This is a genomic window from Hyunsoonleella sp. 2307UL5-6 (assembly GCF_047345485.1).
Lineage (GTDB): Bacteria > Bacteroidota > Bacteroidia > Flavobacteriales > Flavobacteriaceae > Jejuia.
On record NZ_JBLFEN010000009.1, the window covers coordinates 87,366 to 112,027 of the forward strand.

Genomic DNA, 24,662 nt, shown 5'->3' on the forward strand with positions numbered 1-24,662 from the left:
TTGCAACAACTTTACAATTTTAAATATAGATATTTTTTTTCGTAATCAATTATAGCTTTACCTTTTTTTAAAATATCGGCACCAATAATACCATCTACAGGTTTAGAATTATGATTAATTAAAGCAGTATTTACATGAACAAGGTTAAATAGAACTAATATAACTTTATCATGTTGCCATTTGCCTATTTTAACTTTATTTTTTTTAGACATTTTTGTAACCATATCTGTAGCGCCTGCACCTGCTGCTAATATTTTGGAGTCTTTTACCTTAAGATTAAACGTTTCAATGGCTTCAAAACCAACACAAGAACTGGAAGCACCAGTATCTAAAATAAAATGACCTTTAATGCCATTAATCGTAGCTTTCATTTCAAAATGATTTGTTTTAGTAAGTTTCAATTTTATCTTGGTGTAACCCTTATTTAAAAGAAAACTTTGAAGAGAGATGTCCATGAAATTAATTTTAACCAAAGATAATCTATAAAATCATTTACTTTTACACTTAAATTATTTAAAACGATATTCTTGATTATAACAGATACACATACCCATTTATATAGTGAAGCTTTTAACGAAGATAGGCATGAGATGATACATCGTGCTATAGATAATGGTGTAACACGATTTTTTGTTCCAGCTATTGATTCTACGTATACTAAAGCTATGTTTCAATTAGAAAAAGAGTTTTCAGAGTACGTATTTTTAATGGCAGGTTTACATCCAACGCATGTAAAAGAAAACTATAAGGAAGAGCTAAAACATGTGGACGAGGTGCTATCTAAAAGAAAATTTTATGCTGTTGGAGAAATTGGGATAGATCTGTATTGGGATAAAACTACCTTAACTATTCAAAAGGAAGCCTTTAAGTATCAAATTAAATTAGCCAAACACTATAAGTTGCCTGTAGTAATTCATTGTAGAGAAGCTTTTGATGAAATTTTTGAAATTTTAGAAACTGAAAAAAGTGATGACTTATACGGTATTTTTCATTGTTTTACTGGAACTTTAGAACAAGCACATCAGGCTATAGCTTATAATATGAAGTTGGGTATTGGAGGTGTAGTTACTTTTAAAAATGGTAAGATTGATAAATTTCTAAATCAAATTGATTTAAAACATATTGTGCTAGAAACAGATGCACCATACCTATCACCAGTACCCTATAGAGGAAAGCGGAATGAAAGCGCTTACATCACTAAAGTACTAGAAAAACTATCTGAGCTTTACAATATACCTACAGAAGTTATAGCAAAAATTACGACCCAAAATTCAAAAGACATTTTTAAAATATGAGTAATGTGAAGCCTAATATATTATTGATATACACTGGTGGTACTATTGGTATGGTAAAAGATATAAAAACAGGAGCTTTACATGCTTTCAATTTTAAAAACTTATTAAAACAAATACCAGAGTTAAAACTTATAGATTGTAAGATAGAAGCCATGTCTTTTGAGAACCCAATTGACTCTAGTAATATGAAACCAGAGTATTGGATACAAATTGCCAATAGTATTGAGTTGCATTATAATGAATTTGATGGTTTTGTAGTGCTGCATGGAAGTGATACCATGAGTTATACAGCCTCTGCCTTAAGCTTTATGTTAGAAAATTTATCGAAACCAGTAATATTTACTGGAGCGCAATTACCAATTGGAGATTTAAGAACAGATGCGAAAGAGAATTTAATCACTTCTATACAAATTGCTTCATTACAGAATGAAAAGCGCGAACCAATAATTAAGGAAGTGGGTTTATATTTTGAATATAAATTATATAGAGCAAATCGTACTACTAAAATTAATGCAGAAAATTTTCAAGCCTTTAATTCTTTAAACTATCCTTATTTGGCAGAATCTGGAGTGCATTTAAAAATAAATCATCAGTATTTACTAAAAACAAAACCAAACCAGCCCCTAATCGTACATAAAAAGTTAGATAATAATATTGCATTGTTAAAATTATTTCCTGGTTTTGCAGCTTCGCATCTAAATAGTGTTTTAAAAACACCTAATTTAAAAGCAGTACTACTAGAAACTTACGGTTCTGGAAATTGCACCACAGAAAAATGGTTTTTAAATGCCTTAAAAAAGGCCATAGCAAACGGGATACAAATTATAAATGTTACCCAATGCGTTGGTGGTGGCGTAAATATGGGGCAATATGAAACTAGTAGCCATCTTAAATCAATAGGTGTTATTTCTGGAAAAGACATGACTACAGAGTCTGCAATTACTAAATTAATGTATTTATTAGGTAAATCTTATTTAGAAAAATCACTTAAACATGAGTTTGAAATTGCGCTTAGAGGCGAAATAACCTAAAATTAACGGTAAAGGTTTTATTGTTTAGTTTTTTTTTTGTTATTTGGCGATCCTTAAAATTTACGATTAAGTCACAGAGAGGTGGCCGAGTGGTCGAAGGCGCACGCCTGGAAAGTGTGTATACCTCAAAAGGGTATCGAGGGTTCGAATCCCTTCCTCTCTGCACAATTATATTTAGTTTTTAATTGTATTTTTTATATCTTTAACACTTTAACTAATAAATTAAGATTTTAGAACATGAAAAGATTATTTTCTATCCTCGCCATTACAGGAATGATGGTATTTGGAACTGCAAATGCAACTACTAGTGCAACGGTTAATGCTGCTGCAACAACTGTTGTAACTACACAAGAGCCAGATGCAGCGCCAGCTGAAGAACTTGGTTTTCACCAAGGATTAAAAAAACGTTTTATTGAAGGTGGCCCAGGTTTCATGGGAATTGTATTATTATGTTTAATTCTTGGTTTGGCAATTGCTATTGAGAGAATTATCTTTTTAAATTTATCTACAACAAATACTAAAAAATTAACTCAAAACGTAGAAGATGCACTAGCTTCTGGTGGTGTTGAAGCTGCTAAAGAGGTTTGTAGAAATACAAAAGGGCCTATAGCTTCTATTTTCTATCAAGGTTTAGATAGAACAGACGAAGGCGTTGAAGCTGCTGAAAAAGCTGTTGTAGCTTACGGTGGTGTTCAAATGGGACAGTTAGAAAAAAATGTGTCTTGGATTTCTTTATTTATTGCATTAGCACCAATGCTTGGTTTCATGGGTACTGTAATAGGTATGATTCAAGCATTTGATAAGATTGAAGCTGCAGGTGATATGAACCCTTCGTTAGTAGCAGGTGGTATTAAAGTAGCACTTTTAACAACAGTATTTGGTCTTATTGTAGCAATTATTCTTCAAATTTTTTACAATTATATTATTGCTAAAATTGACAGCATTGTTAATGATATGGAAGATTCTTCTATCACATTAATGGATATGCTTATCAAATACAAAAAGTAATAATTTAAAATTGTAACTATTATGAAAAAAATATTAACCATAGTATTAGCAATAGTAGGAATACTTTCAATAGTATTTCTAGCTATGATAATATCGACAGGTGATGAGGCTGTAAAACTAGGAGAAGGCGATGGTTCTGTAAATGGTATCATGTTTATAGCATATCTTATTCTAGGTCTAACCTTGTTGTTTGTAGTTGTATTTAGTTTGAAAAACATATTTACTAATCCAGATACGCTAAAGAGCACTTTAAGAGGTGTTGGTATCTTTGCTATTTTAGCTTTGATATGTTATTTTGGATTAGCACAAGGTGAAGAAACTGTATTGAAGGATGGCGATACATTGTCAGCATCAGGTTCAAAACTATTAGGTGCAGGATTGTATTTGTTTTACTTTCTGATACTAATTGCAGGTGGATCAATGTTATTTTACGGAATTAAAAAAATGATTAAATAATATGGCAAAACGCGCAGCACCTGAAGTTAATGCAGGCTCTATGGCCGACATTGCCTTCTTATTATTGATATTTTTCTTGGTAACAACCACTATAGAGAAAGATTCGGGTATTAACCGAAAACTTCCTCCAATGGAAGACAATACAGAACCACCAGTAATTAAGCAGAAAAATATCTTTACAGTTTTAGTAAACAAGAAAGATGATTTGCTTGTTGAAGATGAGCCAATGGCTATTAAAGATCTGCGTCAGGCAGCAATTGAATTTTTAGATAATAATGGAGATGGTTCTTGTAAATTTTGCCAAGGTAAAAAAGATGAAAAATCTTCAGATAATCCTGATAAAGCAATTATATCTTTAAAAAACGATAGAGAAACATCTTATGCAGCTTATATATCTGTTCAGAATGAATTAGTTGCTGCTTATAATGTTTTAAGAAATAGACGTGCTTTAGAATTAGGTGCATCTAAAGGATTCCCAAAAATGAATTTTACGGAAATGCAAGCGTTGCATAAAGATGTAAGATGGAATGGAAATAAGAAAAAATTAAAAGCTCTTATAGACCAGATAAAACTTGAGATTCCTCAGAAGCTTTCAGAAGTAGTTGAATAAATAAAACTTAATAATATGTCTAAGTTTAAAAAGAAAAAAGGTGGAGGTTTAGCGCCTATTAATACAGCATCCCTACCAGATATTGTTTTTATGTTATTATTCTTTTTTATGGTTGCAACTGTAATGAGAGAGGATACCCTTAAAATAAAAAATGCACTACCAGTAGCAGACCAAATAGAGAAGCTTGATAAGAAAAATCCTGTAAGTTATATATACATGGGTAAACCAAGTGAAAATTATTTAAAGTATGGTACAGAAGCTAGAATACAATTAAATGATGATTTTGCATCTGTAAGCGATGTTGCTGCTTTTATCGCAGCAGAGCGAGCTGCTTTAAGGGAAGAGTTAATTCCTTTTCTAACTGTATCGCTTAAAGTTGATAGAAAAGCAAATATGGGTATAGTAGGTGATGTAAAACAAGAGCTTAGAAAAGTAAATGCTCTAAAAATTAATTATACTACGGGTACAGGAGATGTATCAACAAACATGGAATAATAATCAATAATATCTTAATATAAAAAAGAGTCGAGAATATTATATTCTCGACTCTTTTTTATACATGATTTTGGAAGTATTAGTTAATAGAGAGAATATTTTATTAACTTTATAAAAAACAATTTTTCAGTATATTTATATATAAATGATATTACATACATCTAAGAATTTAACCTTCTTTAATCCTCAGTTTTCTAATAGTTTTAATGCTACTTTTTTTGATATGGGCATATCGGCTGGATTCCCGTCCCCTGCTGATGATTTTAAAGGACAACGCTTGTCTTTAGATAATGAGCTTATAAAAAATAAAGAAGCCACTTTTTTTGCTCGAGTAAGCGGTCAATCCATGATTGGAGCAGGACTTGACGATAATGATTTGTTGGTTATAGATAGAAGCTTAGAGCCTTCACATAATAAAATAGCAGTATGTTTTCTTGATGGAGAATTCACCGTAAAACGCTTAAAAGTTAAAGGTGATAGTGTTTGGTTGCAACCAGAGAATGCTAATTATAACCCAATAATGATTACAGAAGAAAATAATTTTATTATTTGGGGTATAGTAACAAACGTCATTAAAAAAGTATAAAATGAAAAAAAACGCGGAGTTATAACTCTGCGTTTTTTTCATTTTATGTTTTTGTACTAAAGTTCTAAAGCCTTTTTAATCTCGTTATCCATTAATAATTCAATCGGGTTTTCTAGAGCTTCTTTAACAGCTACTAAAAAGCCTACACTTTCTTTTCCGTCAATAATTCTATGGTCATAAGATAAGGCAACATACATAATTGGTCTAATTTCTACCTTACCATCAATAGCAACAGGGCGCTCAACGATGTTATGCATTCCTAGAATTGCACTTTGTGGAGGATTTATAATTGGTGTAGATAGCATGCTGCCAAAAACACCACCGTTAGTTATTGTAAAGGTACCACCAGTCATTTCATCAACAGTAATTTCACCTTCTCTTGCTCTTATTGCTAAACGTTTAACTTCAGACTCTACGCCTCTAAAGCTCAAGTTCTCAGCATTTCTGATTACTGGGACCATTAATCCTTTGGGGCCAGAAACAGCAATACTAATATCACAGAAATCATAAGAAAGCATTTCTTTGCCATCAATCATAGAATTTACTGCAGGATACATTTTAAGAGCCTTTACAACAGCTAAAGTAAAGAAACTCATAAAACCTAGGCTTATACCATGTTTACTTTTAAATGTTTCTTTATACTCTTTTCTTAATTCAAATATTGGAGACATGTCAACTTCATTAAATGTAGTTAACATTGCCGTAGTATTTTTAACTTCAACTAAGCGTTCGGCAACTTTACGACGTAACATAGACATCTTACTTCTTGAAGTACCACGAGCACCACCCGTTGGTGTACCCATAGATGGAACAGCTTGTACAGCGTCTTCTTTAGTTACCCTACCGTCTTTTCCAGTGCCTTTAATAGATGAGGCATCCATACCTTTTTCAGACAAAATCTTTTTAGCAGCAGGACTAGCAGTTCCCGTAGCATAAGTTTTTGTATCAGAAGCTTTGGGTGCAGGCGTAGATTCTTGTTTAGAAGTATCTTCTTTCTTGTCTTCTTTAGTAGAAGTATCACCTTCAGGCTTTGTAGCACTAGTATCAATATGGCACACAACCGCACCAACGTCTACAGCGTCACCTTCTTCTGCTTTTAATGTAATAGTACCACTTTCTTCAGCAGGAAGTTCTAGCGTAGCTTTATCACTATCTACTTCTGCAATAGCTTGATCTTTTTCAACATAATCTCCATCTTCAACTAACCAAGCTGCTATCTCTACTTCTGTAATAGATTCTCCAGGAGACGGTACTTTCATTTCTAAAATCATGTGTATATAATTTTAATTGTATTGTAATTTTATTTTATTTAATATCAAAAACTTTATTAATAACGCGTTGCTGCCTTCTTTTGTCTCTAGTACTAGACCCAGGTGCAGGCACTGATGCAAATGCTCTAGAGTTTACTTCTAGCTTCACTAAATTCATACGCTGCAACATATAACTCCATGCACCCATATTTTCAGGTTCTTCCTGAGCCCAAACATATTTTTTAACATTAGGATAACGATTGATAACATTTTGAATTTTTTCTAAATGAAGCGGAAATAATTGCTCAATTCTTACTAATGCAACATTATTTGTATCCAGTTCTTCTCGTTTGGCTAACAAATCATAATAGAATTTACCAGTACAAAATACTAGTTTCTCTACATTTTTAGGCGCTATAGTATCGTCAATAACCTCTTTAAAACTACCAGATGCTAATTCACTTATAGGTGATATAGCTTTAGGATGCCTTAATAAACTTTTAGGGGTGAAAACAATCAACGGTTTTCTGTAATCGCGTTTCATTTGTCTACGTAATAAATGAAACATATTTCCTGGTGTAGTACAATCGGCTACAATCATATTATCATTACCGCACAATTGAAGGTAACGCTCCATTCTTGCTGATGAATGCTCAGAACCTTGTCCTTCGTAACCGTGTGGTAATAATACTACTATACCATTTTGTGCTTTCCATTTATCTTCAGCTGCCGACAGGTATTGATCAAAAATAATTTGAGCACCATTACTAAAATCTCCAAACTGCGCCTCCCATATGGTTAATGTATTTGGATTAGCCATGGCATAACCATAATCGAAACCAAGAACACCATACTCTGATAAAAATGAATTATAAATATCCATTTTACCTTTATTGCTAGGGTTTGTATTTAAAAGGTTAACTCGTTCTTCAGAAATAATATCTCTTAAAATAGCATGTCGGTGACTAAAAGTACCACGCTCTACATCTTGCCCAGAAATACGCACATTATAACCTTCTTCAAGTAAACTTCCATAAGCTAAGGTTTCGGCCATTCCCCAATCTAAATTGTCAGTTTCAAAAACCATTTTAGCTCTACCTTGTAATATACGTTCTGCTTTACGTAAAAACTTTTGCCCTTCAGGCACTGTAGATACAACTTTAGAAATTTGTTTTAAATGATCTTCCGGATATTTAGTATCAGCATCTTCTAACATTGCATCAACACCTTTTCGGGTAAAACCTTGCCAGCGTTCTTGCATAAATTCACGGACTTTAGAAGAATCAGCTTCTTTTGCCTTTTCATATTCACTTTCCAAAGTACTTTTAAATTCGGCAACTATATCCGCAGAGTATGATTTATCAATTGTATTTTCTGCAATTAATTTATCAGAATATATTTTATAAGGGTTAGGATGCTTAGATATGTTTTTATATAAATTAGGTTGAGTAAAACGCGGCTCATCACCTTCATTATGACCATATTTACGGTAGCCTAACAAATCTATATATACATCTTTTTTGTAGCGCATTCTGTAGTCCAGCGCCATTTCTACAGCATGCACAACAGCTTCTGCATCATCTGCATTTACATGCATTACAGGAGATAAAGTAACTTTAGCTACATCTGTACAGTAGGTACTTGAGCGACCGTCTAAGTAATTTGTAGTAAACCCTATTTGATTATTAACAACAATATGTATAGTACCGCCTGTTTTATAACCGCTTAATTGGCTCATTTGTGCAACTTCATAAGCAATGCCTTGGCCAGCTATTGCGGCATCTCCATGAACTAGTATTGGTAATATTTTAGAATCATCACCATCATAATCATCATCAATTTTTGCTCTAGTTATACCTTCTGCAACAGGGCCAACAGTCTCTAAGTGAGACGGGTTTGGTACTAAATTCATTTTTATAGACTTCCCATTTTGATATGTTTTATCTAGAGTAAGCCCTAAATGATATTTAACATCTCCATCTATGTTCTGGTCTTCAAAGTCTTTGCCTTCAAATTCACTAAAAAGTTCATGTAAAGGTTTTCTAAAAATATTAACCAATGTGCTAAGGCGTCCGCGGTGTGCCATACCTAGTACACATTCTTTAACACCATATTTTTCTACGGCGTTGTATAATGTATTACTTATGGCAGGAATTAATGATTCACCACCTTCTAAAGAAAATCGTTTTTGTCCAACGTATTTTGTTTGTAAAAAGTTTTCAAAAGTTACTGCTTGGTTTAATTTAGAAAGAATATATTTTTTTGTTTCAGGTGAATAATTTGGATGATTATCATTCACATTCAATTTATCTTGCCACCACTTAATAACATTTGGGTTACGTAAGTACATGTATTCTACTCCAATAGAATCACAATAAATACTTTCAAGATGTTTAATTATAACACGAAGACTTTGCGCACCTATACCTAAAACTTCACCTGCATTAAAAACAGTATCTAAATCGTTTTGAGAAAGACCAAAATTTTCAATTGATAAACTTGGGTCGTAAGTTCTTCTATCTCTAACAGGGTTTGTTTTGGTAAAGAGATGCCCACGACTTCTGTAACCATCTATCAATCGTGCTACCTGAAATTCTTTTTGAATGTGTTCAGGTATCTGAGTACTAACACCATCTACAATTTCGCCATCAAGCCCATAATTTTCAGTACCAAAATCATACCCTTGAAAAAAGGCCCTCCAACTAGGTTCTACACTATCGGGGTTTTGCAAATATTGCTCGTACAAATCTGCAAAATATGCTGTATGAGCAGCATTTAAAAAGGAAAATTTATCCATTGTTTTTTTGAGCTATCACTTTTTGAAAAACATTCTTCAAAAATACAACTTTTACTAAAATTAGATACTCGTTTGAAGATATTTGTAAATGTTTGTTGAACTTTTAACGAAACTTATGGAATTGACGTTAAAATTTTAACAATAAATGGAAACAATAGTTTAAATTAAGAAAAACAAAAAACACCCTCAAAAAAATGAAGGTGTTTGTATATTAGAGGATAACTTTATTATTGCAGGGTAGCCGAATAATTTGTTTGAAAATCTACAGCCTTAGCAACATTTCCTGATGCTACAAAATTTGAACCAAAATTCTCATCAATAGCTTCTAAGAACTTATTAGCCATAAAAGCATATCCTCGTGCATTTAAGTGTATACCGTCTAAACTTACAGCACCGCCTGTAACTAAATCTGCTGTAAGATTAAAGCTATCAAAATTAATTCCATTACTAGCTATTTCGCTTAGCGTTGTATTTAAATCAACTAAAGCTATATTTTCGTTAGCATTTACTACCGCAGCCATTGTTGCATTATAGGCATCAGTAGCTGTTCTAATAGCTGTCAATTCATCTGTATCTAAAACATCTTTATCATCAATACCATTAACAGCAGCAATTACCAATCCTGCTTGTTGTGGTGTTGGTGTGCCTCCTTGTTGTAGTAAACCAAGTACTTGTAGTACTTCAGGCGTTAATGCCACTGTGCCGTATCCTTGTTGTGCTAAAGCGGCTTGATCTATGGTTAAAACTAGTAATTCATCTTCAGTCATTTGTCTAAACCCTAATGGGTTTGTTGCGCTTACGGGTGTATCAATTATCCATCTATTTGGGCCTTCGTTAAACGTAATAGCATATTGAGTAGCTAGAGCTTGTGCCTGTGCTGGAGGTACTCCTTGTAATATAGCACCTTGAAGAAATATACCACTTACAGCTTGAAAAACACCTGTTAGCTGTCCTGCGGTAGCAGCATCTAAAACTAATGCGTTGTTAGGTACTGTTGTAAAAAATGGTAAGTCTGTAACGTAAGGTACATTGGAAACAACACCTTTAGCGCCGTTTGATGTTAATGTATTTACTAAAGCATTAAATGAAGCATCAAAAGTAGATGAGTCTGTTATAGGGTTTGAGCCATCTCCACCAGTTGTAGCAAAGCCTAATACATCATTTCCTCCAATTTCAGAAAGTGTAAAAAATGTTGGATTTTGCGCAATGGCGTCACCTAGTATTGTTGCTGATGGGCTTGAAGCCATACGAACATAGTATGGGTTAGCTAAACCAAGCGATAAATTGGCAGGATTACCATAACCATCAAACAATAAATGAAAGCTTTTAGCTCCTGGCACGCCCATGTTTTTAAATGTGCCTCCTAGGCTTGCAGCTCCTTCGGTTGTGGGGGTTGCAGGCAGTCTTGCAGGACCTGCGCCATTAAAAAATAATCTTGGTAAAAAATTGTCGTTTGGCATGCCGCCTATGAGTAAACCTCCAATATTATCATTCATTAAAGGTTGAGAAAACTCACCAGCTCCTAATTTTATAAATTGCTGAGATAAGATGTTTGGAAACGAATTTTCTTGACTTGCTCTAAATAAAGCACCATCTGTAAATCCTGCTGTAAATGATGCACCTACAGCTACATAGTTTGAAAAATCTGCAGTACCTGAAGAGAGTTCTGGAAGCATAACTTCTTCTGGAATTGGGCTTTCGTTTTCTTCACAGGATAAAACACCAACAAGAAGGGTAAACAGCCATATATATTTAAATTTCATAATTTTTATTTTATAAGTTATTAATTGTCCAAGATAGATAGTATTGAGAGCCTATAAATCCTGTTCCGGCAGCAGTAAAGTATTCATCACCAAGTAGATTGGTAGCCCCAGCTTTAAAAGAAGATTTTAAACTTGGTACTCTAAAGTTAACCTGTGCATCTAAAACGTGATATGCTGGTACGTCAGCAGTTAAAAATGATGCTTCCCATACATAATTATCACTCCACCTCCAAGCAAGATTAAAACCGAAGTTTTTAAATAAATCTGTGTTTCCAAAAGTTGCTTTAAATTTATGTTCTGGTGTATTAAAGTTAGTTTGAAAATCTGCATTAGCCTCTCGATCAAAATCTAGTTTTGCATAGGTATAATTGGCTCCTAAATCAAAATCACCAAAAACTTTAGTACTCATGCCTAATGAAGCACCAAAAGAATTTACTTGTTCTGTTGTATTTGTATAGGCTCTGTAAGCTTGAAAATCTTCATTAGCTAATGCAATTAAAGCTAATGGTGTTGGATTACCTCCAACTGGAAAAGTTTGAGACAACTCCACGTCTCCATAAAAAGGATTAACAACATCTACAGTGGTAATAAAATCTTGATATTGATTATAATACGCACTAAAATCAATAATTATTCTTTCTATTTTACCTCTATAACCAACCTCTACAGAACTTACCTGTTCAGGATTTACTAATCCTGGATTTGCAATTTGTAAATCAGTAGGGTTTCGTGATGCTGCAAAGGCTGCGACAGAGCTTCTAGTAAATGAGTTGTTGTAAGCTCCAGTTCCATTGTACGTAAATGAACTACCTCCTAAAACAGCTTGACCAGTTGGTGATATCTCAGTGCCACTAACGGTTCTACTAAATCGTTCAGGATTATCAAATGCACTACCTAATAAAGTTATTGGACCAACATTAAAACCAATATAAAGCGCTTGAGTATCAGGATTTCTAAAACCAGTTTGGAAAGATGCTCTTATGTTATGATTATTATTTTCGCCAATATTATATCCTAGTGAAAGTCTAGGTGAAAAGAACGCATCGAATAAATCAGATTTATCATAACGTAATGAGGCAGTTACTTTTAAACGCTCATCTTCTAAAAATTTCTTTTGAATTTGTGTATAAAGCCCAATTTCGGTATACGTTGGAATTCTACTTTCTCTATCGGTATATATAGATCCAAATGAATTTAAAGCATAATCTCTGTAAGAACCACCTACTTGAATTTCAGCAAAATCGGTTAAATGACTAAAATTATAATTTGCATCAGCATGATAGATTTTAGATTCATCTCTAAATCGGCTTCCAGTTAAAATATCAGAATCGTTAGTTACGGTTTCGAATGCGCGTTGAAATTCTGGAGTCCCAGGCTCAAACCTTCCTGTGTCTGCTGCTTGTCTTGCAGCTGCATGGGCTTGGTCTGCAGTTAAACCTCCTAGTGTACCTTGAATAAATGCTCCGGCATATTCACCAAACCATTGGTCGTCTGATTTCCATTGTCTATTGATATTTACACCTGTAAATACCATATCATAAGAGTCTCCTGCATTATCAGCAGTAACATAACCCCTTACAAAGAAATTATCATTTCTTACTTCTATTTTATGTTGTTGTAAAAAGAAATTATTGATTGAATATCTATTTGATCCTTGATAAATGGTAGAACCAGACCCTATTTTTCCAACATATTGTATCTCAAAATCATTTTCCCAAGGGCGGTAAAATAGTCCCCAGTCTGCTTTAATACTTTTAGCATCATAATTAGTTAGATCTTGTTCGTTATATCCAGTTCTACTTACATTAACATCAGGTATTAAATTTGCTAAAGCAGGATTTGGCAAATTTGCTAAAAAAGAAGGACTGCCTTTGACATTACTTAAATTAGTAGATACTAAATCTCCGTAAATATTTACACCGTCATAATCTATATCATTTTCTCTGGTGCTATTAGGCTTTATAAACGTACTATTTCTATCCTTACCTCTGGTGTCATTAGCAGCCCAATCGGTGCCTTGTAAGTAGCTAAAGTTTACTTTTGCAGCAAATTTATCACTAAATTTGTGTGCTGCTCTAATGCCGTAATCTTTATACTCATTATTACCAGCTACTTCTTGTGAAGTTATACCACCTTTAAAATAGCCACTAATACCAGTATGGTCAAAAGGGCTTTTACTTGTCATAAATAACACGCCATTAAAGGCATTTGCGCCATATAATGCAGAAGCAGCTCCAGGGAGTAATTCCACACTTTGCACGTCGGTTTCTACCATACCTAATAAGTTTCCTAAAGGGAAGTTAAGTGCTGGTGCAGCGTTGTCCATGCCATCAACACGTTGCATAAAACGTGTGTTCATGAATGTTGCAAAGCCTCTAGTATTAATGGACTTAAAGGTTAAACTATTGGTGTTAATGTCAACACCTTTTAGGTTTTCTAAGCCATCATAAAATTCAGCTGATGCTGTGTTTTTTATAGCTTTAAGGCCAAAACGTTCAATAGTAACTGGTGATTCAAAAATTCGTTCAGGAGTTCTTGATGCAGAAATAACTACTTCATCTAGTGCAGTACCTTCATTTAGAATAACATCTATTTTCTGGTTATTTGATGTTATTTCTTGCGAAAATGTCTCAAAACCAACACTACTCACCTGTATCGTAAAAGGTGGGTTTTGGTTTGATGTTAGGGTGAATTCACCATCAAAATTGGTAACAGTACCTGTTGTTGTTCCTAGGATAATAATATTAGCTCCAGGAATAGGTTGACCACTATCATCATTAACGGTTCCAGTGATTGTTGTTTGTGCATAAGTTACAGCACAAAACAACATCAAAGTAATCTTGAAAATTGTTTTCATTTATATAATTAGTTAAATTTAGGAGTATGTTTATTTCGTTAATAAACAAGTTTAGGCTAAAAATATAAAAAAATTATGCATGCATAGTATATTTTGATAAAAATATGCGTTAAATTTTATGTTTTTATGAAAAAAAACGAAAAAAAATTAAGAATATTAGAAATTAAATAGAAACCAAGATTTAAGTTCCTATTTAATTTCTAGTTGAATTTTTATTCTACAGTAACAGATTTTGCCAAATTACGAGGTTGATCTACGTTTTTGTCGAGCATTACTGCAATGTGATATGATAATAATTGAAGAGGAATTGTTGTTAATAAAGGACTAAGTGCTTCAATAGTATCAGGAACTTCAATAACGTGGTCTGCTAAATCTCTAACTATAGTATCACCTTCTGTAATAACACCAATTATTTTTCCTTTTCTAGATTTTATTTCTTGAATGTTACTTACCACTTTATCATAGTGTTCTGCTTTAGTAGCAATTACAACTATAGGCATATTCTCATCAATAAGTGCGATAGGACCATGTTTCATTTCTGCAGCGGGGTAACCTTCTGCATGTATATATGATATTTCTTTGAGCTTTAGAGCACCCTCTAATGCAACTGGAAAGTTATAACCTCTTCCTAAATATAAAAAGTTAGGTACGTCTTTATATATTTCAGATATTGTTTTTATGTGTGCATCTGCCTTTAGAGCTTTTTCTACTTTAGCTGGTATCATTTCCATTTCTAATAAGTAGTTTCTAAAATCTGAACTTGATATTGTGCCTTTTGCTCTTGCTAAACGAAGTGCTATTAATGATAATACAGTGATTTGCGTAGTAAAAGCCTTAGTTGAAGCTACCCCAATTTCTGGTCCAGCGTGTGTATAAGCTCCAGCATCAGTTTCTCTAGCTATAGAAGAACCTACAACGTTACATACACCAAAAACAAATGCACCTTTAGATTTAGCCATTTTAATAGCGGCCAATGTATCTGCTGTTTCTCCAGACTGAGAAATTGCAATTAAAATATCATTTTCTGTAATAACTGGGTTTCTATATCTAAATTCTGAGGCGTATTCTACTTCTACTGGAATTCTAGCTAAATCTTCAAAAATATATTCTGCAACTAAACCAGCATGCCATGATGTACCACAAGCTACTATTATTATGCGGTTAGCGTTAAGAAATTTTTTCATATTATCTTCAACACCAGCCATTTTAATTATAGCTTCATCTCTTAATAACCTACCTCTATAAGTATCTGTAATTGCTTTTGGTTGTTCATGAATTTCCTTGAGCATAAAATGCTCATAACCCCCTTTTTCAATTTGTTCTAAATTAAGTTTTAATTCTTGAATGTATGGGTCTACTAAAGAGTCATCCTTAATTTTTCTTACTTTAATACCCTTATGAAATCTAATAATTGCCATTTCTTCATCTTCAAGATAAATAGCATTTTTAGTATACTCAATAAAAGGAGAGGCGTCACTAGCTATAAAAAACTCGTCTTCTCCAATACCCACAGCAAGTGGGCTCCCTAAACGTGCGACTACTACTTCCTCAGGTTTATTTTTGTCAAACACCGCAATGGCATAAGCACCTATAACTTGATTTAATGCAATTTGTACTGCTTTACCAAGTTTTACACCTTCATTAGTTTTTATTTCTTCTATTAAATTTATGAGTACTTCGGTATCTGTATCAGATTTAAAGGTATACCCTCTTTTTATTAATTCTTTCTTTAAAGATTCATAGTTTTCTATGATGCCATTATGAATAATAACTAATTCTCCCGAATTTGATACATGAGGATGAGAATTTACATCGTTTGGTACACCGTGAGTTGCCCACCGTGTATGGCCTATACCTAAGTTTCCTGTTTTGGTTATTTCGCTTTCTACACGTTCCTCTAAATCAGAGACCTTACCTTTGGCTTTAGATACTTTAAGTTCTGTACCGTCAAACAAAGCAATACCAGCACTATCATATCCTCTATATTCTAAACGTTTAAGTCCTTCTATTACAATTGGGTAAGCATCTCTATGGCCTATATATCCGACAATTCCACACATAATTATTTGTTTTGATTCTGGGGTTTATTTAATTGGCGACAAATATGTAAATATATATTTATTTCTTATAATTTATTGTATAAACGTAGTATTTACACGATAAAAATCATTTTAGGTGCTAGAATAGAAAATAAAATATGTGTTTAAGATGTTTTATCTAGACTCTGTAAAAAACACTTCTAAACGTAACTTTTTACTATTCCCATCAGATGTAGTGGCATCTGTATTATTGCCATATAGCACAGTGCCTCTAGGGGCAATAACTGCAGTTGCTGGAGTGCCAATTACATTACCATCGCTGTTTAGTAGTTCGTTATTTAAATTTATATTCACATTATTAGATAGGACTAAACCAAGTTTGGGGTTGTCTGTATCTCTAATTAAAATATTATTAAGTAAGTCTGTAATTTTAATTTTATACTTTGCTTGTCCTTCATCATCTACTATTCTCGCACCTAAACTAAATCTTCTTGAGTTTAATGGGTCGTTCGCGTCAGCAGAAAAATCGTTAATATAATCTGCTGTAGGTATGTTGTTTTCTAAATTGTAAATATATAATCTGTCGTAGGTATGTGCATTAAATACTTCTGGTTGGGTAGCTGGTATAAAAGTATCTTCTTCATAAATAACCAAATTAGCTTCGTTAACTAGTCTCTTTAATTCAAATTGATCATTTTCAATAATAAATTCACCATTATCATCCGTTTTTCTAAATGTTTTCTTGAAACATTCTAAGGCGTCATCATTTACTTGTCCATCTCCATCACAATCTACCAAACCATCAAATAATTCAATAACTGCCATTGAACCTTCAGTACCTTTTAAAAATAGTGCTGCATCTCCAGTATTGGTATCGGGAGTTGATGGCAAAAGCGAATTATAATTGTTTATAAAAGTGTTTAATCTACTTCCTGAAAAATTTAACGTATAACTTCCTGTGTCTCTTTCACTATCTGCATCAGTACCATCTTCAATAGAATAATTAATAACTACATTGGCACCAGAATCGGCTAAATTAACCATTACCATACTTCCATCGTTATTAACTGCTTGAGCCTTTATATATAAACCGCGAAAATGATTTAAGAAATTATTGGCGTTAGTTAACGTAGGTAAGCCTTCTTGGTCTAAAATTAAGTTTTTCCAAAAGTTTTTGCTCTCATCTGTTTCAGGAAGATCTATCTCCATAGCAGGTGGTAAAAATGTACTAGTTTCAACACCGTCTGTTGTTGTTATTGTTTCTCTTGGTGCGTTACTAATTTGAAAGTTTTCGTTATTGTAAATTAGAAAACCAGTATGTTCATCAAAATTTATAACTTCTGTTTCTATCTCAGAGAAGTTGTCAGTATCATTAATAGATGCGTCTGCTTTGGAATAATAATTCTGATTACTCTCACCGTTAACATCAAAATTTCTTAAAAAGTAATTATTTTGATAAATAGTTAATTTTATACTTTTTACATTGGTAATGTCGTTATTCTCGGTGTACAAAGAATCTATTCTGTACCCTGGCTTCCCATTTTCGTCAACACTTATTTGTGTACTAAAGTAAGGTATTGTTAATTTAACGGATTCTACAACAGGGTCAGTACCAAATGTATTAGCGGTAGTTTCAAAACTATTTGGTAAAAGTTGGGCAATAATACTTGCTGTGGTAGCACCATAAACAGGGTCGTTATAATACCCTATTAAATTTGAAGGTAAACCATCTATTTGTTGCCCAGATAAATTTTGATTGTAAGTTTTAATTGGAATTTCAAACTGATCAGTATTAAAATTAAAGTTATCTTCATTTAATACATCACTATCAATAGAGCTAAACTCTTCATTACAACTTTGTAGTGTAAGTGCTAGTATTGCGAGTATAACTACGCTACTTAGGGCTTTAAATATCTTCTTCATAAATCTTTAAGAACCTTTTGACGACTATCCTAATACTTCAGTATTAAAAAACTGAGTATAAGCTTCACCAAATTCGTCTTTACTTTTATATTCTAATACAGGTTTATCAGAATCTTTAATATATTTTTCTAAATTTTCGGGTAAAACTTCAGAACCCATAATTAAAGCATCAGAGTAATCAACAGCAACTTGCATTAAGTTTTGGTATGTAGGCTCTTCTAACGGTTTAATAGCTTCTTCGTTTATATTGTCAAATTTAATCTTATTGACCATATCTTTGTTTAACGTATTGTTAAAACTTTGATTGTATACCGAAGTAACTATTTTGCTTTCGTTAAAAAGAGGCTCATCTTTATAATACTCTCTTAAATATAATGGTAATAAAGAAGCCAACCATCCATGAACGTGAATGATATCTGGTGCCCAATTTAATTTTTTAACCGTTTCTATAACACCTTTTGCAAAGAAAATAGCACGCTCATCGTTGTCTGAAAATAATTCCCCATTTTCATCTGTTAATGTCGCTTTTCTTTTAAAGTATTCATCATTATCAATAAAGTAGACTTGAATACGCTCTTTAGGTATAGAGGCTACTTTTATGATGAGTGGCATATCTAAATCATTAATTACTAAATTTATACCAGAGAGCCTGATAACTTCATGTAATTGATGTCTTCTTTCATTAATATTGCCATATCGTGGCATAAAAATTCGGATTTGCCCACCTTGTTGATTAACCATTCTAGGTGCCTCGAACGACATTGAAGAAATTTCAGTTTCAGGTAAATAAGGCACTACTTCAGATGATACGTACAATATCCTCTTATCTTTCATATATGGTTTGTTTTTGAAGATTCAAAAATAAAAACACGCAAAAGTACAAAAATTTATGGAAAGTCCTTGTAAAATCATAAGTTTGCACCCGTTAATTTTTTATGTAAACGTGGAAATTTATACTAATAAACATAAGATTACCGCGGCCATTTCTGCATTAAAATCTAAAAATTTATCTGTTGGAATGGTGCCAACCATGGGCGCACTTCATCAAGGGCATTTGCAATTAGTAATTAAAGCGTTAAACGAAAATGACATTGCTGTTGTTAGCATATTTGTAAACCCTACACAGTTTGATAATGCATCAGATCTAGATAAGTATCCAAGAACTCTAGATAAAGATGTTCGGTTATTAGAAACAGTTAGCAAAACACAAATTATGGTTTATGCACCAACTGTAGATGATATTTATGAAGGAAATACGGTGTCTAAATCGTTTGATTTTGATGGCTTAGAGTTTGAGATGGAAGGTAAATTTCGTCATGGACATTTTGATGGTGTAGGCACTATTGTAAAACGTTTTTTCGACATTGTAAAACCACATAAAGCATACTTTGGAGAGAAAGATTTTCAGCAATTACAAATCATAAAAAAATTAGTAGAAAAGTATCTTATTCCTGTACAGATAGTAGGTTGTAAAATTCATAGGGAAGCTAATGGTTTAGCTATGAGCTCTCGAAATATGCGTTTAGAACCAGAGTATAAAGACGCTGCTCCTTTTATTTATAAAACATTGCAAACTGCCAGAGAAAAATTTGGCACAAAAAGTGCTACTAAAGTTTCGGAATGGGTTGAGCATCAATTTAAAACAAATAATTTATTAGAATTAGAATATTTTTTGGTTGCTGATGTTGATACTTTAAAACCTGTTAAACGAAAATCAAATAAAAAAAAGTATAGAGCATTTATTGCTGTATATGCTGGCGAAATTAGGCTTATTGATAATATCGCATTAAATTAATTACCTTTACCACATGCAAATTCAAGTCGTAAAATCTAAAATTCATAGAGTTAAGTGCACAGGTGCAGAACTCAATTATATTGGTAGTATTACTATTGATGAAGATTTAATGGATGCTGCTAATATCATTCAAGGCGAAAAAGTTCAAATTGTAAATAATGATAATGGTGAGCGCTTAGAAACCTATTGTATTCCTGGGCCACGAAAAAGTGGTGAAATTACATTAAATGGTGCTGCTGCTAGAAAAGTTTCAGTTGGTGATACACTTATTTTAATTACTTATGCCTTTATGGATATTGAAAAAGCTAAAGTATTTAAACCTTCTTTAGTATTTCCTGATGAGGCTACAAATTTATTAAAATAAAAGGTTGAATCCTAAAGTAACAAAACTATTAAAAATTACACTACCACTATTGTTGGGAGTTTTTTTGGTTTGGTATTCATTATCCCAAATTTCAATAGAAAAACTTATTGAATACTTTGAAAAGACAGATTACTCCTACATTTTATTAGGTGTCTTTTTTGGTTTACTTAGTCATTTATCAAGAGCTTATCGCTGGCGATTTCAGTTGGAGCCTATGGGTTACAATATAAAATTGGGTAACAGTATTATGGCGGTTTTTGCAACTTATTTAATTAATTATACAATTCCCAGAGCCGGAGAGGTTGCAAGAGCATCAATATTAACAAATTATGAAAGTGTGCCATTTGAAAAAGGGTTTGGTACAATACTCGCAGAACGTATTGCTGATTTAATTGTAATGCTAGGCATTATTACTGTAACATTATTTCTCCAATTCGATTTTATTTATGGATTTTTAATCAAAAAATTTAACCCCTCAAAAATTGCGATTGTAGCAGTTGTTGTAATTATAATAGTTGTTTTATTTTTAAGATTCGTAAAAAAGAGCTCGTCTAAACTTGCCTTAAAAATTAAAAGCTTTGTAAATGGTTTAGTTGAAGGCGCAATGAGTATTTTTAAAATGAAGAAAAAGTGGGTATTTATTTTTCATACACTATTTATTTGGAGTATGTATGTACTTATGTTTTATGTTACATCTTTTGCTTTAGAAGATACAAGCAATATACCCTTTGCTGCAATTTTAATTGGGTTTATAGCTGCAAGTTTTAGTATTGCCGCTACCAATGGTGGTATAGGTTCTTACCCTGAAGCTATCGTTTTGGCCTTTTCGCTATTTAGTCTTCCTGATGATCCCAGTCGCGCTTTTGGATGGATTATGTGGGGGTCTCAAACTTTACTCATTATTATTTTTGGAGGCTTATCCCTTATTTATTTGCCAATTTTTAATAGAAAAAAAGCTTCTTAGAGACTTTTAACTCTACTTTTAATCTCTAGGTTTATTTATTACCTTGCCCATATTAATACTCAAATCATTTTAAAATGAAAAAAACTATCACCTTACTATGTCTTTTTATATTAGGTTTTAATTGTATTGAAGCTCAAGTAAAGTATGAGATGTTTCAGTCTTCAAAACTTGGAGAAGAGCGTCAAATAAAAATTCAATTACCAAGAGGTTATACTTCAAATGAAGAAAAGAGTTATCCTGTTTTTGTGATTCTAGATGGCGATTATTTGTTTGAAGTTGTAGCAGGAAATGTAGATTATTATTCCTATTGGGAAGATATGCCAGAAGCCATTATTGTTGGTATAAACCAAGTAGAAACAGAGTATGACGATTGTTTATATTCTGAGCAAAACTCTTTGCCTGTAGAAACTGGGGCTAGTTTTTTTGAGTTTATAGGAATGGAGCTATTGCCTTACATTGAAACCAATTATAGAACCGTTAATTTTAAAGTAGCAGTAGGCCATGGTAATACGGCTAATTTTATTAATTATTATTTATTAAAATCTAAACCCTTATTTCAAAGTTATATTGTAGTTAGTCCAGAACTAGCACCTCAAATGTTAGAGTATATTCCTGAAAGTTTATCGAAAGTAGAATCTAAAATATTCTATTATTTAGCAAATTCTGGGTCAGATAAAAAGTCTCTTAAGCAAATGTCTGAAGCATTACATGCTGATATATCTGCTATTGAAAATAAAAATTTATCTTACAGTTTTAATAGTTTTGAGAATTCCACACATTACTCAGCACCTGCGCATGCCATTCCTAATGCACTTCAAAATATATTTAAAGTATTTCAGCCTATAAGTAAAAAAGAATATAAAGATGAGATATTAGAATTAGAAATTTCACCAGTACTATATTTAGAAGAAAAGTACCAGGCTATCCAAGATTTATTTGCTATTGATAAAACAATTTTAATTAACGACTTTAAAGCTATAGCTGCTGCTATTAATAAAAACGAATTATTTGAATATTATGAACCATTAGGCAAGCTTGCACGTAAACACTACCCGAAAACATTATTGGGAAATTACTACTTAGCTCGTTTTTATGAAGAGACAGGGGAACCAAAAAAGGCAATGAAAACCTATCAGTCTGCATACACTTTAGATGAAATAGCAGGTATTACAAAAGATATGGTTTTGGAATTAGCTGATGCTATAAAAGAAGATTTTGGATATTAGTTTAATTTTTAAAAATCAAATAAATCCCTCTTTTATAGAGAGGTTAAAATAGGAATGGCAAAAGTAAAAACTACATTTTTTTGTCAAAATTGTGGCACACAGTATGCCAAATGGCAAGGGCAATGTAACGCTTGTAAAGAATGGAATACTATAGCTGAAGAAGTTTTACAAAAACCTGAAAAGAGTGATTGGAAAACAGCTGCTAGTACAACAAAACGCGTTTCTAAACCCTTACAAATAAAAGATATTGATGTTTCTGAAGAAGCGCGACTAGATACTTTAGATAATGAGTTTAACAGAGTATTAGGAGGGGGAATTGTTCCAGGGTCTTTGACACTTTTAGGAGGAGAACCTGGGATTGGTAAAAGCACCTTGCTACTTCAAATAGCACTTAAATTACCCTATAAAACACTTTATGTTTCGGGTGAGGAAAGTCAAAAACAAATTAAAATGCGAGCAGAACGCATCAATCCTGAAAACAATAACTGCTACATTCTTACAGAAACCAAAACTCAGAATATATTTAAACAGATAGCCGCTTTAGAGCCAGATATTGTTATTGTAGATTCCATTCAAACACTACATAGTGATTATATAGAATCGTCTTCTGGCAGTATTTCTCAAATAAAAGAATGTACTACAGAGCTTATAAAATTTGCTAAAGAAACTGCAACGCCAGTTGTTTTAATAGGCCATATTACTAAAGATGGAAACATTGCTGGTCCAAAAATCCTGGAACATATGGTTGATACGGTACTGCAATTTGAAGGCGACCGTAACCACGTATTTAGAATATTAAGAGCACATAAAAACCGATTTGGATCTACAAATGAATTGGGGATTTACGAAATGCAGGGTTCAGGGTTGCGCGAAGTTTCCAACCCGTCAGAAATCCTTATTTCTAAAAAGGACGAAGAGCTTTCAGGTAATGCCATTGCAGCAACTTTAGAAGGCATGCGACCGTTAATGATTGAAGTGCAGGCCTTGGTGAGTACAGCAGTTTATGGCACACCACAGCGCAGCGCCACAGGTTTTAATGCAAAACGGTTAAATATGCTTTTGGCCGTTTTAGAAAAAAGAGCAGGTTTTAGACTAGGTGCTAAGGATGTGTTTTTAAATATAACGGGCGGCATAACTGTTGATGATCCCGCTATAGATTTAGCTGTTGTAGCGGCTATTTTATCTTCAAATGAAGATGAAGCATTGCAAAACGACTTTTGTTTTGCTGCTGAGGTTGGACTTTCAGGTGAAATTAGACCTGTACAACGTGTTGAGCAACGTATCACAGAGGCAGAAAAATTAGGATTCTCCACAATTTTTGTATCTAAATACAATAAAATTTCACTTAAAAATACAGCTATTAAAATTCAATTGATTTCTAAAATTGAGGATGTTGTAGATTATATTGTTTAGTAGAATGAAGAAGCAACTATCCATTGTATTTCTTTGTCTTTTCGTATTAAATTACAGTAACGCTCTTTGCTCTAAAGGGCATTTTGAAGTATTTGAAAAATATGAAAAAGCAACTATTCATTTTTTAGATGGAACATCCATTAGGGGTTACGGTAAGTTAGTTGGATTTGCTGTAGTTTCAACTGAAAAGTATAAAATTAAATTCAAAGCTTCTAAAGATGGTAAAGTAGATATTTGGACGGATTTAATGGTAAAGGGTATTACATTTCATTATGATTTTGATGACGTTACATACTTATATGTTAAGCTAAGCAGAAGTAGATATCGGCGTTTGCTTCAAGTGTTAGAAGAGGGGGCCGTTAATCTTTACATAGAGATAGATACATATTTGGTTTCTTCAGGTGTAAATCCACGAACTGGATTTCCATTAGGTTCTTACAAGGAAGAAAAAACGTATTACTTTTTGGTTCGTAATTTAGATGGTAAATCTTTAATGCTCTCACCTGCAAACACGCTTTCCGAAACTGTAAGGGCAATATTTTCTAATTTTAAAAAAAAGGTCAAGAAGTTTTTTCACGATTGCGAGGGTATTAAGAACAAGTTAGATTCAGGAGATTTTAATAGAACTACAATTCCTGAAATAGTTTATTATTATAATGATTTTTGTACAGAATTATAAATTACACAAATTTAACTTTTTTATAAAAACACCTTTTTGTCGATAAAAAATGCATTTTGTCTAGTATTTTATTGTTTTTATCGGTTGTTTTATCTAAATTTGCAATTATTA

At 32.7% G+C, this 24,662-nt stretch carries 21 protein-coding genes and 1 tRNA gene; 14 read left to right on the top strand and 8 right to left on the bottom strand.

Going from position 1 to position 24,662, the window contains the following annotated elements; genetic code table 11:
- Positions 1-11: 11 nt before the first annotated feature.
- Complete coding sequence (locus tag ACKGJY_RS14550) at positions 12-455, bottom strand: TIGR02281 family clan AA aspartic protease (protein WP_413974629.1); 444 nt, start codon at positions 453-455, stop codon at positions 12-14.
- 72 nt (positions 456-527) lie between these two features.
- Between ACKGJY_RS14550 and ACKGJY_RS14555 the strand changes: the two genes are divergently transcribed.
- The 8 genes from ACKGJY_RS14555 to ACKGJY_RS14590 all read left to right on the top strand — a co-directional run bounded on the left by ACKGJY_RS14555 (position 528) and on the right by ACKGJY_RS14590 (position 5,481).
- Complete coding sequence (locus tag ACKGJY_RS14555; RefSeq protein ID WP_413974630.1) at positions 528-1,295, top strand: TatD family hydrolase; 768 nt, start codon at positions 528-530, stop codon at positions 1,293-1,295.
- Positions 1,292-2,326 carry an asparaginase gene (locus tag ACKGJY_RS14560; protein ID WP_413974631.1) on the top strand — a complete coding sequence of 345 codons (1,035 nt, stop codon included), beginning with the start codon at positions 1,292-1,294 and terminating at the stop codon, positions 2,324-2,326. Before ACKGJY_RS14555 ends, ACKGJY_RS14560 begins: the two co-directional genes overlap by 4 nt.
- Positions 2,327-2,401: 75 nt before the next feature.
- Positions 2,402-2,489: transfer RNA gene (locus tag ACKGJY_RS14565), tRNA-Ser, on the top strand.
- 74 nt (positions 2,490-2,563) lie between these two features.
- Positions 2,564-3,334, top strand: coding sequence for a MotA/TolQ/ExbB proton channel family protein (locus tag ACKGJY_RS14570; protein ID WP_413974632.1), 771 nt, complete (start codon positions 2,564-2,566; stop codon positions 3,332-3,334).
- Positions 3,335-3,355: 21 nt separating this feature from the next.
- The gene (locus ACKGJY_RS14575) at positions 3,356-3,790 is read left to right on the top strand and encodes a hypothetical protein (RefSeq protein WP_413974633.1); all 435 of its coding nucleotides are present in this window, start codon (positions 3,356-3,358) and stop codon (positions 3,788-3,790) included.
- Position 3,791: 1 nt separating this feature from the next.
- Complete coding sequence (locus ACKGJY_RS14580; RefSeq protein WP_413974634.1) at positions 3,792-4,400, top strand: ExbD/TolR family protein; 609 nt, start codon at positions 3,792-3,794, stop codon at positions 4,398-4,400.
- Between the two features lie 15 nt (positions 4,401-4,415).
- Positions 4,416-4,895, top strand: a complete 480-nt coding sequence (locus ACKGJY_RS14585; protein ID WP_413974635.1) for an ExbD/TolR family protein — start codon at positions 4,416-4,418, stop codon at positions 4,893-4,895.
- A 145-nt stretch (positions 4,896-5,040) separates the two neighbouring features.
- Positions 5,041-5,481 carry a LexA family protein gene (locus ACKGJY_RS14590; RefSeq protein WP_413974636.1) on the top strand — a complete coding sequence of 147 codons (441 nt, stop codon included), beginning with the start codon at positions 5,041-5,043 and terminating at the stop codon, positions 5,479-5,481.
- Between the two features lie 56 nt (positions 5,482-5,537).
- Here ACKGJY_RS14590 and odhB read toward each other — a convergent pair whose 3' ends face one another.
- The 7 genes from odhB to ACKGJY_RS14625 form a co-directional block, all read right to left on the bottom strand.
- Positions 5,538-6,752, bottom strand: coding sequence for a 2-oxoglutarate dehydrogenase complex dihydrolipoyllysine-residue succinyltransferase (gene odhB / locus ACKGJY_RS14595; protein ID WP_413974637.1), 1,215 nt, complete (start codon positions 6,750-6,752; stop codon positions 5,538-5,540).
- A gap of 34 nt (positions 6,753-6,786) precedes the next feature.
- The gene (locus tag ACKGJY_RS14600; RefSeq protein WP_413974638.1) at positions 6,787-9,528 is read right to left on the bottom strand and encodes a 2-oxoglutarate dehydrogenase E1 component; all 2,742 of its coding nucleotides are present in this window, start codon (positions 9,526-9,528) and stop codon (positions 6,787-6,789) included.
- 227 nt (positions 9,529-9,755) lie between these two features.
- Entirely contained in the window at positions 9,756-11,291 is a 1,536-nt protein-coding gene (locus tag ACKGJY_RS14605) for a G-D-S-L family lipolytic protein (RefSeq protein ID WP_413974639.1), read from the bottom strand.
- A 10-nt stretch (positions 11,292-11,301) separates the two neighbouring features.
- Positions 11,302-14,148 (bottom strand): TonB-dependent receptor, encoded by a 2,847-nt coding sequence (locus ACKGJY_RS14610; RefSeq protein ID WP_413974640.1) that lies wholly within the window; start codon positions 14,146-14,148, stop codon positions 11,302-11,304.
- Positions 14,149-14,360: 212 nt separating this feature from the next.
- Positions 14,361-16,208 carry a glutamine--fructose-6-phosphate transaminase (isomerizing) gene (glmS, locus tag ACKGJY_RS14615; protein ID WP_413974641.1) on the bottom strand — a complete coding sequence of 616 codons (1,848 nt, stop codon included), beginning with the start codon at positions 16,206-16,208 and terminating at the stop codon, positions 14,361-14,363.
- Positions 16,209-16,361: 153 nt separating this feature from the next.
- On the bottom strand, positions 16,362-18,110 hold the full coding sequence (locus ACKGJY_RS14620; protein WP_413974642.1) for a DUF4270 domain-containing protein: 1,749 nt from the start codon (positions 18,108-18,110) through the stop codon (positions 16,362-16,364).
- A gap of 24 nt (positions 18,111-18,134) precedes the next feature.
- The gene (locus tag ACKGJY_RS14625; protein ID WP_413974643.1) at positions 18,135-18,944 is read right to left on the bottom strand and encodes a glycogen/starch synthase; all 810 of its coding nucleotides are present in this window, start codon (positions 18,942-18,944) and stop codon (positions 18,135-18,137) included.
- 109 nt (positions 18,945-19,053) lie between these two features.
- Between ACKGJY_RS14625 and panC the strand changes: the two genes are divergently transcribed.
- The 6 genes from panC to ACKGJY_RS14655 all read left to right on the top strand — a co-directional run bounded on the left by panC (position 19,054) and on the right by ACKGJY_RS14655 (position 24,551).
- The gene (gene panC, locus ACKGJY_RS14630) at positions 19,054-19,905 is read left to right on the top strand and encodes a pantoate--beta-alanine ligase (protein WP_413974644.1); all 852 of its coding nucleotides are present in this window, start codon (positions 19,054-19,056) and stop codon (positions 19,903-19,905) included.
- Between the two features lie 13 nt (positions 19,906-19,918).
- The gene (panD, locus tag ACKGJY_RS14635) at positions 19,919-20,269 is read left to right on the top strand and encodes an aspartate 1-decarboxylase (protein WP_238675327.1); all 351 of its coding nucleotides are present in this window, start codon (positions 19,919-19,921) and stop codon (positions 20,267-20,269) included.
- A 4-nt stretch (positions 20,270-20,273) separates the two neighbouring features.
- The gene (locus ACKGJY_RS14640; protein WP_413974645.1) at positions 20,274-21,233 is read left to right on the top strand and encodes a lysylphosphatidylglycerol synthase transmembrane domain-containing protein; all 960 of its coding nucleotides are present in this window, start codon (positions 20,274-20,276) and stop codon (positions 21,231-21,233) included.
- 74 nt (positions 21,234-21,307) lie between these two features.
- On the top strand, positions 21,308-22,459 hold the full coding sequence (locus ACKGJY_RS14645; RefSeq protein ID WP_413974646.1) for an alpha/beta hydrolase: 1,152 nt from the start codon (positions 21,308-21,310) through the stop codon (positions 22,457-22,459).
- A gap of 54 nt (positions 22,460-22,513) precedes the next feature.
- A complete protein-coding gene (gene radA, locus ACKGJY_RS14650) occupies positions 22,514-23,872 on the top strand; it encodes a DNA repair protein RadA (RefSeq protein WP_413974647.1) in 1,359 nt (452 codons plus the stop codon).
- Positions 23,873-23,876: 4 nt separating this feature from the next.
- Positions 23,877-24,551 carry a hypothetical protein gene (locus ACKGJY_RS14655; RefSeq protein WP_413974648.1) on the top strand — a complete coding sequence of 225 codons (675 nt, stop codon included), beginning with the start codon at positions 23,877-23,879 and terminating at the stop codon, positions 24,549-24,551.
- The last annotated feature ends 111 nt before the right edge of the window (positions 24,552-24,662 follow it).